Source organism: Mycobacterium sp. smrl_JER01 (genome assembly GCF_048513595.2).
Taxonomy (GTDB): domain Bacteria; phylum Actinomycetota; class Actinomycetes; order Mycobacteriales; family Mycobacteriaceae; genus Mycobacterium.
Map to the genome: position 1 here is coordinate 3,854,398 of NZ_JBLXXK020000001.1, position 12,816 is coordinate 3,867,213.

Here is a 12,816-nt window from a genome sequence, read left to right on the forward strand (position 1 = left end):
CCCGAGTGGTGATTTCTGACTGATGAGCACTGGATTTGCCGCCGAACGCGCCGATGACCTGGCCCGCGGCTTCGTACCGTTTCCCGCGGACCGCGCCGAGGTGTACCGACAGGCGGGCTACTGGACCGGCCGGTCACTGGATTCGATCCTGACCGACGCGGCGACAGCGTGGCCCCACCGAACGGCGATCATCGACTCCGGACACAGGTACACCTTCGAGGAGCTGGATGCGGCGGCCGATCGGGCTGCCGCCGGCTTCGCCGACCTCGGCATCGGTCCAGGTGAACGGGTGTTGTTGCAGCTGCCCAACTCGTGCCAGTTCGCTGTGGCGCTGTTCGGTCTGCTGCGCGCCCGCGCCGTGCCGGTGATGTGCCTCATCGGCCACCGCACCGCAGAGCTCGGCCATTTCGCCGAGGTCAGCGGCGCGGTGGCGCTCATCGTCCCCGACCAGGCCGGCGGGTTCGACCACCGCGACATGGCGGCCACACTTGTTGGCGAACACCCGGGGCTGCGCCATGTGATCGTCGACGGCGCAAAGGGACGGTTCACCGCGTGGTCGTCGATCCGCGATTTCGAGGGCCCGCCGGTGACACCCGCGCCCGTCGATCCCGGGTTGCCTGCGCTGCTGCTGGTCTCGGGCGGCACGACGGGCCTGCCGAAGCTGATCGCCCGCACCCATGACGACTACGTCTACAACGCCACCGCGTGCGCCCAGGCGTGCCACCTGACCGGTGCGGACGCCTATCTGGTCGCGCTGCCCGCCGGGCACAATTTCCCGCTGGCCTGTCCGGGTCTGCTGGGATCAATGACGGTGGGCGCGCCGACGGTGTTCACCGCCGACCCCAGCCCGGAGAACGCGTTCGCGCTGATCGACCGGTACCGGATCACGGTGACCGGGCTGGTGAATGCGTTGGCGAAGCTCTGGGCCCAGGCCTGCGAGTGGGAGCCGGTGCTTCCGACGTCGCTGCGGTTCGTGCAGGTCGGCGGATCCCGGATGAGCCCCGAGGATGCCCGGTTCGTCCTCGAACGGCTGACACCGGGTATGTCGCAAATCTTCGGGATGGCCGAGGGGATGCTGAACTTCACCCGGCCCGGCGACCCCGAGGACGTGGTGGTGTACACCCAGGGCAGGCCGATGTCCCCGCATGACGAGATGCGTGTGGTCGACGAGAACGGCGACGAGGTGCCCCCCGGTGAGGAAGGTGAGCTGCTGGTACGGGGGCCCTACACCCTCAACGGGTACTACCGGGCCGACGACGCGAACGCGCGATCCTTCTCCCCTGACGGCTTCTATCGCACCGGCGACCGGGTGCGGATCTTCGCCGACGGCGCGCGAGCCGGCTACGTGGAGGTGACCGGCCGCATCAAGGACGTCATCCACCGCGGTGGCGAAACGGTGTCGGCAACAGATCTCGAAGACCATCTGCACACCCACCCGGCAATCCACGCCGCGGCCGCCGTGCCGCTTCCCGACGATTTCCTCGGCGAGAAGATCTGTGCGGCAGTGATTTTCCGTGGGGCACCGCTGACCCTCGTCGAAGTGAACGCATTCCTCGACGAGCGTGGTGCATCCACCCACGCGCGGCCCGACGTGCTGGTTGCGGTGCCGTCGCTGCCGATGACCGCGGTCGGGAAAGTCGACAAGAAGCGGTTGGTTGCGCAGTTGACCTCGTGACCGAGCGGATGACGGACCGACCCAGCCCATCGCCGCGTCACCGGGACGCCCGCAGGGCGGTATCCACCATCATCATCAGCCGGGCCGCGCGGCTCTTACCGTCGGACGGCGCAGGATAGCGACACAGGATGTCGACCAGCGCGGGAGTCGCGTGCTGCTGAGCCCTGCGCTGCAGTCTCTGCCACACCCGCCACACCCGCCACACCGGCCACCCCGGCTACACCCTGCTGTCCCAGCACCGACCAGATGTCAGACCCTCGAACTAGTGTTCGAATCATGGATATGGTATCGGAGGCCCTCGGGGTGGTCGCCGATCAGTTGGCGATCGTCTCCAAAGCCGCTGACGAGTTGTCCCATCGTGAACTGGTCAAGCTGTTGAGCGCACTCACCACCCTGCAACGCGGTGCCCCGGCACTGGAGCACAAGATCCTGGCCCGACTGATCGGTGAAACCCAGCCCTACCGACTCGGCGAACCGACCTGGAAGAAAGTGCTCACCACCACGCTACGATGCAGCGGCGCCGACGCCGAACAACGACTCAAACGCGCCAAAACCCTTGGGCCACGCCGGTCCATGACCGGAGAACCGTTGGCCCCGCTCTGGGAATCCACCGCTGCCGCCCAAGCCAGGGGCGACCTCAGCGACGAACATGTCACCGTCATCGCGCAGTTCCACAAGAAGCTCCCATCCTGGGTCGATCCCGACACCCGCGCCCACGCCGACCGCCACCTCGCCGACATCGGCGCGGGACTGGACCCACACAACCTCGACGAAGCCGCCGGCATGCTCCTACTGATGATCAACCCCGACGGCGATCCCCCCGAGGACCGACAACCAGAGCGCCACCGCGGCATCAGAATCAGTAGGCAACGCCCCGACGGCACCGCCACCATCTCCGGCACCCTCACCCCCGAAGCCATCGCCGTCTGGCAAGCCATCTTCGCCAGCGCCGCCGCGCCCGGCCACAGCCCACCCGCCCGCAACCAACGAGGCGAACACCGTCAGCGCGATGACATCGAACGCCTCGATCCCGCACCGGCAGCCGACCACGACCCACCCGCAGAACAACACGGCCAGGACACGCGCACCTGCGCCCAACGCAACCACGACGCGTTCCTCACCCTGGGCCGCCGGGCCCTCGAATCCGGCGAACTGGGCAATCACAACGGACTCCCCACCACCGTCATCGTGACCACCACTCTCCAGGAGCTGGAAAAGGCCGCAGGCGTTGCCGTCACCGGCGGCGGATCCCTCCTACCGATGCCCGACCTGATCCGCATGGCCGCCCGCGCCCACCACTACCTGTACGTCTACGACCAACACAGCGGCCAATCCCTCTACCTCGGCCGCACCAAACGACTCGCCAACACCGCCCAACGCATCGTGTTGCACGCACGCGACCGCGGGTGCACCCGACCAGGCTGCAGCGCACCCGGCTACTGGTGCCAGGTCCACCACGCCGTCAGCGACTGGGTCCACAACGGCCAGACCAACATCGACGAACTCACCTTCGTCTGCCCCGCCGATCACCGCATGCTCGACAAGACCGACTGGACCACCACTCGCAACACCAAAAACCACACCGAATGGCACCCACCACCACACCTCGACACCGGCCAACACCGCATCAACGGCTACCACCACCCCGAACGCTACCTACTCCCCGAAGACGACCAGGGACCATGACACGGAACCCCGGACCCTACTCACTGACTCACGTCGGCCTTCTCGGGTCGCGCAGCCAGCTGTTCGACAAGTTGATCGATCACGGCTGCGGCGCTCGGGTGCTCCCACAACAGGGTCGGAGGCAGCGACAGCCCGGTGCGCTTTTCCAGGGCACGCCGCAGCGCAACGGTCATGATGGAGTCGACGCCGGCCTCCACCAACGGGATTCGAAGGTCGACGTCCGATACCGGTAACGCCAGTTCGTCGGCCACTGCTTCGACGACCTGTTGTGTCACCCACTCGCCGAGATCCGCTTCGCCGGGCCCTACGGGTGCGTCGTCAGCGGCGCCGTCGTCGCCGGCCGGTGCGACATCGGCCAGCATCGGCACCCCGGCGGCCTCCGGAAGAAGCGGCAGCACAACCACGTTCGGTTCCTCACCGCGCATCGCGGAGTCCAGGGCGCGCATCGCGTCATCGGCCCCGACCGTACCCATACCGAGTGCCTCCAGCTGCGCGGCGACGAAACCCGACGTCGAGCCCATGCCCAGACCGCGCCAGGCGGTCCACGCGACGCTGACGGTGCGGTCGCCGAGACTGCGCCGATGTCGCGCGGCCGCATCGAGGAAGGCGTTGGCGCATGCATAAGCGCCCTGCCCGGGGAATCCCGCGAGGTAACCACACGAGGAGAACAGCACCATCCAGTCCAGCTGCGCGGGCGGGAAAAGCTCATGCAGGGTCAAGGTTCCCGACACCTTGGGCCGCATCGCCGCCCGCAGGTCGGCTGCCGCGGTGTTCAGCAGTAGTGCACCGGCTTCCACCCCGGCAGCGTGCACCACCCCCCGCACCGGCGGCAGATCGGCGAGCACCGCACGCAGCCGATCACCCGCATCGGCCGCGCCGATGTCGATCGGGGCGACGTGCACGGACACGCCGCGCTCCTCCAACGCGGACACCGCGCGGATCGCCTCACTCGATTCTTCGGCCCACCGGTGCCGCGGTGGGATACCGGACCGGGACAACAGAACCACGCGCCGCGCCCCGAGATCGGCCAGGCGCTGCGCGATCCGCAGCCCGAGCGCGCCGGTGCCTCCGGTGATCAGATACGTACCGCCCGGTGTGCACGACATCGGCACCCCACCACCGAACTGTGCCGGTGCCAGCCGCGCGGTCATCGCCTGACCGTCGCGGAAGACGACGACGCCGTGGCCCGGCAGCGACGCGAGCACCCCGACCGGCACGGCCCCACCGGCGAGGTCGAGCACACCGCCCCACAGCTGCGGATGCTCGGCAGCGGCGACCCGCGTCAGCCCCCACAGCGGAGCGTGGACCAGATTGCCACCCTCGTGCACATCGCGGGTCAGCACCCAGAGCCGAGCTTGAGACCCATTGTGACTGAGCTGTTTCAGTGCATCCAACACCTGCTCGGCGGCGGCTTCGGCCGAATCGTCGCGCGGCAGCAACAGCACCACGGAGCGCTGACCGGTGTCCGGGGGCACCTGCGCCACGCGCTCGTGAACGCTGTGCGGCACCCCGGCGTCGACCAGATCGCGTGCCACCGAATGGACCCCGGGTCCCGTACCCACCACTGCCACCTCGGCGGGCCGGTCGTCGTCCTGGAACGCGGTGGCATACCAGGCGACGTGATGCAGCATCCGGGACGTATCGGCCCCCGCGGTGCTCTCCAGTTCTTCGAACGTCATCGCCGTGAGGGAGGCGCGCACCGCCCCCGACTCATCGGCGATCGCCACGTCGGTGGTGGTGTTCTCCCGGAGACGCACATGCAGCAGAGCCAGCGCGGGCGGTGCGCCACAGACGTGCACGCGTTCGATGCGCGCGGGCATCCGCAGCCGTGGCGAACCGTCGAACACGGTAGACGCCGCCGACGTCGCCGCATCGAGCAGGCCGGCCCAGGTCCGCGGTACCGAGCCATCCGCTTCGGCGCTGACACGGACCAGTAATTCGCCTGCACCACGCCGTATTTCGAGAATCTTCCACCCGAAGCCCATCGCCGCCACCCCGAGTGCCGCCAGGGTGTCGACGACATGACCGGACGGCAGGCGCTCGGTACAGCGATCCCAGGCGGCCGCGTCGATGCCGCCCGCCACCAACTGGTTGAGTTCGTCCTCGAAGTCCTGATCGCCGGCCACCACTGCGCTGCTGTGGGTGAGCCAGCGGTTCTCGTCGGCCTCCCCGGAGTCGGCCAGCCGCGACGATATCCGCAGCGACCGGTCCTGCAGAACCACCTGGATGTCGCGGACCCGGCCCGGCGGCACCGGCGTGCGCAGCCTGACCTCGCTCACTCCGGAACCCGCCACGGTCAGGAAGGTGTTCAGAAGGACTGCCGCGGGCACGATCTCGGTGCCCTGCACCGGGTGGTCGCCCGGGTATGGACGGTTGTCCATGTCGAGCCTGGTCTGCCAGACGCGGGCCGGCACCGCCGCGGTCACGTCCACCACTCCGCCGAGCAGCGTGTGCGAGGCCGGATCGTGCAGTGCCCGGGTGTTCGGGGGCGCCGTGGGAGTGCGCCAGAACCGCCGGTGCTGCCACTGTGCGCCCGGAAGATCGGCGGCCCACGGCATGGACGCCGTGACCCCGTGTGCGACCGGCGCGCCGTGGCAGTACAGCGCCGCGACGGCGGCGCCCACCGCAAGCCGCTGCGGCTGGTCGCGCCGCAACACCGGCACCACAGCGTGGTCGTCCATGCCGAGGCTGGTCAGTGTCTCGACGATCGAATGAGCCACCACCGGGTGCGCGGACACCTCCAGGAACAGCCGGTGGCCGTCCTGACCTGCGGCCTGTACCGCTTCGGCGAAACGGACCTGTCCGCGCAGGTTGGCCCTCCAGTAGTCCGGACCGCGCACCGCATCCGACCGGGGGTCGAGCAGCGCCGTGGTGTAGAGCGGCACGTGAGCCTGCCCCGGCGCCGGTAACGCCGCGACCAGACGGGCCAGCTCACCGGTGAGCGGGTCCATCGCGGGGCTGTGGAACGCGACATCGGTGTTGACCCGACGAACCATCACCCCGGCGGCGGTCCACCCGGCGACGATCTCGTCGACCGCGGCCACCGTGCCCGAGACCACGGTGGATTCCGTCGAAGCGCTGATCGCCGCGACCACGTCGGTCCGGGCCCCGAGTCTTCGCTCGACCTCGTCGAATGGCAAGCGCACCAACGCCATCGCCCCTGCACCGGCCACTGCCCGGAACCCGCGTGCCCGGTAGCACGCGATCGACGCGCCGTGGCTCAGGTCGAACACCCCGGCGGCCACGCACGCGGCCACCTCGCCGACCGAGTGTCCGATCACCGCGGCCGGTTGCACACCACGCTCGCGCAGCACCGCCGCGAGACCGACCTGCATCGCGAACGTCAGTGCCTGCACCTGGTCGGTGCCGCCCAGCTCAGCGGTGGTCAGGGCGTGCCGGGCGGTGAATCCGAGTTCCTTGCCGAAGACGCGATCGACATCGTCGATGACAGCGGCGAACACCGGTTCGGTGGCGATCAGTTCAGCTCCCATGCCGGCCCAGTGCGATCCGTGGCCGGAGAACACCCACACCGCGCCGTGGACGGCGCCCGGAACCACCGAACCCGTCACCAGATTCGGATCCCGCTGCTGGGCGGCCAGCGCATCCAACGCGTCCAGAGCGCCGGGGGCGCCGGCGGCGTGGCCAGAGTCGGTGAGCACCGCCGCCCTGACCGGTTCGTGGGTGCGCCGCGTCCACAGCGTGGCGGCGGCCTCGTCGAGCGTGACGTCCTGCGACCTGAGGTGGCCGGCCAGCGCTGCGGCCTGGGCGGCGAGCCTGGTCTCCGAGCGAGCCGAGATCGGGAGGAAAGCGGCAGGCGCCGAACCGCTTTGACGATCCGAAGGCAGCGGCGGCGCCTCCTCCAGGAGCACGTGTGCCAGGGTGCCGCCGTAGCCGTAACTGCACACCGCGGCGCGGCGGGGCCGCGGCCCGCGCGGCCACGGCTCTGCCTCGGTGGGCACCCGCAGGCCACTGTTGTCCCAGTCGACGGCGGTGGTCAGGGTGCGCACGCCGGCGGTGGGCGGCAGGTGCTCGTGGTGCAGGGCCAGGGCGGTCTTGATCAGACCGACGACACCGGCTCCCCCTTCGAGATGTCCGGTGTTGGGTTTGACCGACCCGATGGCACACGGCCTGCCGGACCGGCCGCGGCCGTAGACGGCCGACAGGGCGCCGATCTCCACCGGATCCCCGGTCGGGGTGCCGGTTCCGTGCGCCTCCAGGTAGTCGACGCTGCCCGGCTCGATTCCCGCGGCGCGGCAGGCGGTGCGGAACAGCGCTTCCTGGGCCTGCCCGTTGGGGGACATGATCCCCACCGTCCTGCCGTCCTGGGCGACCGCGCCACCCCGAATCACCGCAAGGACCCGGTCGCCGTCGCGCACGGCGTCGGTCCACCGTTTCAGCACCACCACCCCGGCGCCCTCACCGCGTCCGTAACCGTCGGCGGCCTCGTCGAAGGTCTTGCATCGACCGTCGGGTGCGGTCGCGCCCGCCACGTCGAGCACCCGCGTCAGGCCGGGACCGATCAGCGCGCTGACCCCGCCCGCGAGCACCAGCGACGACTCGCCGTCACGCAACAGCTGGCAGGCCTGGTGCACCGCCACCAACGACGCCGCGCACGCGGCATCGAGCGCGACGCTGGGGCCGCGCAGATCGAGCAGATGCGAGACCCGGTTGGCCACCCCGCACAGCGACGTACCGATGCCGGTCCACGCCTCGATCCCGGCGATGTCCTCCATCAGGAGCTTGCCGTAGTCGTCGGAGTTCACCCCCATCAACACCGCGGTGTCACTGCCCGCCAGCGAGCGCGGTGGGATGCCCGCGTGATCGAGCGCCTCCCAGGACACTTCGAGCGCCAGGCGCTGCTGCGGGTCCATCAGTTCGGCTTCGCGCGGCGACACCCCGAAGAACTCGGCGTCGAAGCCGGGGAGATCGTCGAGAAAGGTCCCCCACCGGGTGGTCTCGCGCAGCACCGCGGCGTTGCGCGGATCCCGCTGCAGGTAGGGCTCCCAGCGGTGCGGTGGAACCTCGGTGACATTGCTGCCCGCGGCGAGCAGGAACGACCAGAAATCCGCCGGTGTGCGGATATCGCCCGCCAGCCGGCAGCCGATGCCGACGATGGCGATCGGCGCGCTGGGCGACGAGAGGTTCAGCTCCACGTCGCCAGGACCGGCGATGCAGTGTGGGTAGCCTTCCCTAACCAGAACTTCGGCATGCCGGACATCCTGGCACAGGGGGTTTGCTCACAGGGAGTTACCCGGGGGATGTGCCCCGAGATCCGGCGGCCACCGCGGCGACCCGGACCGCCGGCCCGGCACCGGGCACGGTATAGGTGGAGTTATGAAACTGTCCGGCGTCGGCCTGTGGAGTTCGCAACTGCGTTACGGAAACCCCGACGAGGCGGCCGAAGCCGCCGCCGAGCTCGACGGGCTCGGCTTCGCGGCGCTGTGGATCCCCGACGTCGGCGGGCCGGTGCTGGACTCGGTCGACAACCTGCTCTCGGCGACCGAGAAGACGGTCATCGCCACCGGAATCCTGAACCTGTGGATGCACGAGCCCGCCGATGTGGCCGCCCGCTACGCGACGTTGACCGAGACGCACGGCGAGCGGTTCCTGCTCGGCATCGGGGTCAGCCACGCTCCGCTGATCGATTCCAAGGAACCGGGGCTCTACCGCAAACCGCTGGCCGCCACCAGGACGTTCCTCGACGGTATCGACGCGTCACCGCAGCCGGTGCCGCCGGGCAACCGGGTGTTGGCCGCGCTCGGACCCAAGATGCTGGAGCTGTCCGCGACGCGGGCCGGCGGAGCCCACCCGTACCTGTCCACCCCCGAACACACCCGCCAAGCCCGCGAGCTGCTCGGCCCCGACCCGTTGCTGTTGCCGGAGCAGACCGCGTTGCTCACCGACGACCGCGACCACGCCCGCCAGATCGGAACCGAGTGGCTGCGTGCCTATCTGGCGCTGCCGAACTATGCGAACAACCTGTTGCGGCTCGGCTTCACCGAGGACGACCTGTCGTCGGTCAGCGATCGGCTGTTCGACGCACTGATCGCCTGGGGCGACGAGGACGCGGTCCGGAGTCGGGTGCAGGACCACCTCGACGCCGGCGCGGACCACGTGTGCGTGCAGGTGCTCACCGCCGATGCCCGCGAGTTCCCGCGCGAACAGTGGCGTAGGTTGGCCGCCGCGCTGCTGTAGCCCCCGCCGCCGGGCCGCGGATGGCCGTCGCAGCGGACGTAGCGAGCGTGCGCCGGTCAGACGAGCAGATCCCGCACCACCGCGTCGGCGAGCAACCGGCCCCGGTCGGTGAGCACCAACCGGTCCCCTGCTCCGCTCAACAACCCGTCGGCGACGGCACGTTCGGCGCGCCGACGTTCCCGGCCGGACAGTGCCGCGGTCGGCAGCCCGGTGCGCAGCCGCACCCGCAGCATGACGTCCTCGACGTGCATCGTCGCGGTGTCCAACTGTTCGAAGTCGGCCACGGGCAGCTGTGCACTCTCCAGTGCGGCGGCATAGGCGTTGGGATGCTTGACATTCCACCACCGGGTTGAGTCCACGTAGCTGTGCGCGCCGGGTCCGGCACCCCACCACCGGCCGCCGTCCCAGTAGCCGAGGTTATGCCTGCACGCCCCGCCCGGGCGGCTCCAGTTCGACACCTCGTACCAGCTGAACCCGGCCTCGGACAGGCGCCGGTCGACCAGTTCGTAGCGGCGTGCGTGCACATCGTCGTCGGGCGCCGGGATCTCACCGCGGCGCACCCGGCGGGCCAGCGCGGTACCGTCCTCGACGATCAGTGCGTAGGCCGAGACGTGGTCGACCTGTGCGCCGATCGCGGCGTCGACCGACGCCATCAGATCGTCGTCGGTCTCCCCCGGCGTGCCGTAGATGAGGTCGAGGCTGACGTGATCGAACCCCGCCGCACGGGCTTCCCGCGCGGCGTCGACCGCCCGACCCGGTGAATGCACCCGGTCCAGAGCGGCCAGCACATGCGGCGCGGTGGACTGCATGCCCAGCGAGATCCTGGTGAAGCCGGCCCGCCGCAACCCGGCGAAGAACCGGGGCGAGGTGGATTCCGGATTGCATTCGGTGGTGACCTCGGCGTCGCGCGCCAGCACGAAGTTGTCCCGGATCGCCTCCAGCACGGCGCCCAGTCCGGCGGCCCCCAGCAGCGACGGCGTCCCTCCGCCGACAAACACCGTCTGCACCTCGGGCGCCGACCCGAGCGTGGCGACGGCCAACCTCAACTCCGTCCGCAGCGCGGCCAGCCAGCCGTCGGGGTTGGCACCGCCGAGTTCGGCCGGGGTGTAGGTGTTGAAGTCGCAATACCCGCAGCGAACCGCACAGAACGGCACGTGGATGTAGATCCCGAAGGGGTGGGACTCATCTCCCGACCCGGAGATGTCGGGCAGCCGCGGTCGCTGCGCTACGTCGGGGGGTGTCGCCACCAGCCCAGTGTGGCAGAGCAGACTTTCGCTCACCGTGAGCGCAATGCTCGCCCGGTTAGGGCCGATGTGGGTGTTCGTGGCACAATTGGCGACGTGACTGCAGCCCACAGCTTCCCACGCCGGGTTTCGCTGGTGGCGCGCCGCCATGTCGACTTCAAGCGCGTGTGTTCCTGTTGCTGTCTGCCCTGACCGCGGATCTGTAGGACCCAGCCCCCTCTCCATCCATCAGCTGGCCGCCGGATTTGCGCCGCCGGACAGCCACCGGTGAGACGCGTGATCTGAACGCCGGCTCCGACCAGGAGCCCAGCCCATGACCACAACACCTGACACCTCCGCCGGCTCGCCGGCACGCGGGAAGCCCGTCAAGCGTCCCCGCGGGGAGGGCCAGTGGGCGCTCGGTTACCGCGAGCCGCTCAACCCCAACGAACAGTCCAAGAAGGACGACAACCCGCTCAACGTGCGGGCACGGATCGAGAACATCTACGCCAAACAGGGCTTCGAGAGTATCGACAAAGGCGACCTGCGCGGCCGGTTCCGCTGGTGGGGGCTCTACACCCAGCGCAAGCCGGGGTACGACGGCACCTGGACCGGTGACGAGAACACCGACATGCTCGAAGACGAGTTCTTCATGCTGCGGGTGCGCTCCGACGGTGGCGCGCTGACCGCCGCGGCGCTGCGCACCCTCGGCGAGATCTCGACCGAATTCGCCAGGGACACCGCCGACATCTCCGACCGGCAGAACGTGCAGTACCACTGGATCGACGTCCGGAACATGCCAGAAATCTGGCGCCGGCTCGACGAGGTCGGTCTGCAGACCACCGAGGCCTGCGGCGACTGCCCGCGTGTGGTGCTCGGCTCTCCGCTGGCCGGTGAATCGCTCGACGAGGTCATCGACGGCACCCCGGCGATAGACGAGATCGTCAAGCGCTACATCGGCAAGCCCGAGTACTCGAACCTGCCGCGCAAGTTCAAGACCGCGATCTCCGGGCTTCAGGACGTCGTGCACGAGGTCAACGACGTCGCGTTCATCGGGGTGAACCATCCCGAGCACGGCCCCGGTTTCGACCTGTGGGTCGGCGGCGGGCTGTCGACCAACCCGATGCTGGGCCAGCGGGTGGGCGCCTGGGTGCCGCTCGACGAGGTGCCCGATGTGTGGGAGGGCGTGGTCAGCGTCTTCCGTGACTACGGCTACCGCCGACTGCGTTCGAAGGCCCGGCTGAAGTTCCTGATCAAGGACTGGGGCGTGCAGAAGTTCCGCGAGGTCCTGGAAACCGAGTACCTGAAACGGCCACTGCTCGACGGACCGGCGCCGGATCCGGTGACCAGGCCCATCGACCACGTCGGGGTGCAGAAGCTCAAGAACGGCCTCAACGCCGTCGGCGTCGCGCCGATCGCGGGCCGCGTGTCGGGCACCATCCTGTCCAAGGTCGCCGACCTGGCCGAGGCGGTGGGCAGCGACCGGATCCGGTTCACGCCGTACCAGAAGCTGATCATTCTCGACGTGCCGGACGACAAGCTCGACGAGCTGCGCGCCGGGCTGGACGCGCTGGGTCTGCCGTCGACCCCGTCGCACTGGCGGCGCAATCTGATGGCCTGCACCGGCATCGAGTTCTGCAAGCTGTCCTTCGCCGAGACCCGCAGCCGGTCCCAGGTGCTGGTGCCAGAGCTGGAGAAGCGGCTGCACGACATCAACGCCCAGCTCGACGTTCCGGTCACGATCAACATCAACGGCTGCCCCAACTCGTGCGCCCGCATCCAGGTCGCCGACATCGGGTTCAAGGGCCAGATGATCGACGAGGGCAACGGCCCCGAGGAGGGCTTCCAGGTCCACCTGGGCGGCAGCCTCGGCCTGGACAGCGGTTTCGGCCGCAAGCTGCGCCAGCACAAGGTGCTGGCCACCGAGCTCGGCGATTACATCGAGCGGGTCGTGCGCAACTTCGTGAAACAACGCGAGCAGGGTGAGCGTTTCGCTACCTGGGCGTTGCGCGCCGACGACGCGGACTTGAGGTGAAT

General features: G+C 69.4%; 8 protein-coding genes. 5 read left to right on the forward strand and 3 right to left on the reverse strand.

Going from position 1 to position 12,816, the window contains the following annotated elements; translation table 11 throughout:
• Positions 1-22: 22 nt before the first annotated feature.
• Positions 23-1,675 carry a (2,3-dihydroxybenzoyl)adenylate synthase gene (locus ACNUDN_RS18075; RefSeq protein WP_419123179.1) on the forward strand — a complete coding sequence of 551 codons (1,653 nt, stop codon included), beginning with the start codon at positions 23-25 and terminating at the stop codon, positions 1,673-1,675.
• Positions 1,676-1,712: 37 nt separating this feature from the next.
• Here the strand turns inward: ACNUDN_RS18075 and ACNUDN_RS18080 are convergent, their stop codons facing one another.
• Entirely contained in the window at positions 1,713-1,862 is a 150-nt protein-coding gene (locus ACNUDN_RS18080; RefSeq protein WP_419123180.1) for a hypothetical protein, read from the reverse strand.
• An 89-nt stretch (positions 1,863-1,951) separates the two neighbouring features.
• Here ACNUDN_RS18080 and ACNUDN_RS18085 point away from each other — a divergent pair, with 89 nt between their 5' ends.
• Positions 1,952-3,361: an HNH endonuclease signature motif containing protein gene (locus tag ACNUDN_RS18085; RefSeq protein WP_419123181.1), complete on the forward strand. Its 1,410-nt coding sequence runs from the start codon at positions 1,952-1,954 to the stop codon at positions 3,359-3,361.
• A 20-nt stretch (positions 3,362-3,381) separates the two neighbouring features.
• On the opposite strand, the gene ACNUDN_RS18090 is transcribed toward ACNUDN_RS18085, so the two are convergent.
• Positions 3,382-8,508: a type I polyketide synthase gene (locus tag ACNUDN_RS18090; RefSeq protein ID WP_419125205.1), complete on the reverse strand. Its 5,127-nt coding sequence runs from the start codon at positions 8,506-8,508 to the stop codon at positions 3,382-3,384.
• Positions 8,509-8,695: 187 nt separating this feature from the next.
• Here ACNUDN_RS18090 and ACNUDN_RS18095 point away from each other — a divergent pair, with 187 nt between their 5' ends.
• Positions 8,696-9,556, forward strand: a complete 861-nt coding sequence (locus ACNUDN_RS18095) for an LLM class F420-dependent oxidoreductase (protein ID WP_419123182.1) — start codon at positions 8,696-8,698, stop codon at positions 9,554-9,556.
• A gap of 56 nt (positions 9,557-9,612) precedes the next feature.
• On the opposite strand, the gene hemW is transcribed toward ACNUDN_RS18095, so the two are convergent.
• Positions 9,613-10,806 (reverse strand): radical SAM family heme chaperone HemW, encoded by a 1,194-nt coding sequence (gene hemW / locus ACNUDN_RS18100; RefSeq protein ID WP_419125206.1) that lies wholly within the window; start codon positions 10,804-10,806, stop codon positions 9,613-9,615.
• A gap of 90 nt (positions 10,807-10,896) precedes the next feature.
• Here hemW and ACNUDN_RS18105 point away from each other — a divergent pair, with 90 nt between their 5' ends.
• Together ACNUDN_RS18105 and ACNUDN_RS18110 are read left to right on the forward strand one after the other, a co-directional pair.
• Positions 10,897-10,992: an Ms4527A family Cys-rich leader peptide gene (locus ACNUDN_RS18105; protein WP_419123183.1), complete on the forward strand. Its 96-nt coding sequence runs from the start codon at positions 10,897-10,899 to the stop codon at positions 10,990-10,992.
• A gap of 121 nt (positions 10,993-11,113) precedes the next feature.
• Entirely contained in the window at positions 11,114-12,814 is a 1,701-nt protein-coding gene (locus ACNUDN_RS18110) for a nitrite/sulfite reductase (RefSeq protein WP_419123184.1), read from the forward strand.
• Positions 12,815-12,816: the final 2 nt, after the last annotated feature.